The sequence below is a fragment of the Streptomyces shaanxiensis genome, from assembly GCF_039537145.1.
GTDB classification, from domain to species: domain Bacteria; phylum Actinomycetota; class Actinomycetes; order Streptomycetales; family Streptomycetaceae; genus Streptomyces; species Streptomyces shaanxiensis.
This window is the reverse complement of record NZ_BAAAZY010000043.1, coordinates 1-519: the sequence shown is the minus strand read 5'-3', so window position 1 is coordinate 519 and position 519 is coordinate 1. Positions and strand designations below refer to the sequence as shown.

The 519-nt window shown below is 59.5% G+C and carries 1 rRNA gene; it reads right to left on the bottom strand.

Annotated features, from left to right (window positions below):
- Positions 1-519, bottom strand: a 16S ribosomal RNA gene (locus ABD932_RS43745); the annotation flags it as partial.

Below are 519 nucleotides of genomic sequence, written 5' to 3'. Positions count from 1 at the left end.
ACGCTTGCGCCCTACGTATTACCGCGGCTGCTGGCACGTAGTTAGCCGGCGCTTCTTCTGCAGGTACCGTCACTTTCGCTTCTTCCCTGCTGAAAGAGGTTTACAACCCGAAGGCCGTCATCCCTCACGCGGCGTCGCTGCATCAGGCTTTCGCCCATTGTGCAATATTCCCCACTGCTGCCTCCCGTAGGAGTCTGGGCCGTGTCTCAGTCCCAGTGTGGCCGGTCGCCCTCTCAGGCCGGCTACCCGTCGTCGCCTTGGTGAGCCATTACCTCACCAACAAGCTGATAGGCCGCGGGCTCATCCTTCACCGCCGGAGCTTTCAACCCCCCAAGATGCCTTGAGGAGTGGTATCCGGTATTAGACCCCGTTTCCAGGGCTTGTCCCAGAGTGAAGGGCAGATTGCCCACGTGTTACTCACCCGTTCGCCACTAATCCCCACCGAAGTGGTTCATCGTTCGACTTGCATGTGTTAAGCACGCCGCCAGCGTTCGTCCTGAGCCAGGATCAAACTCTCCG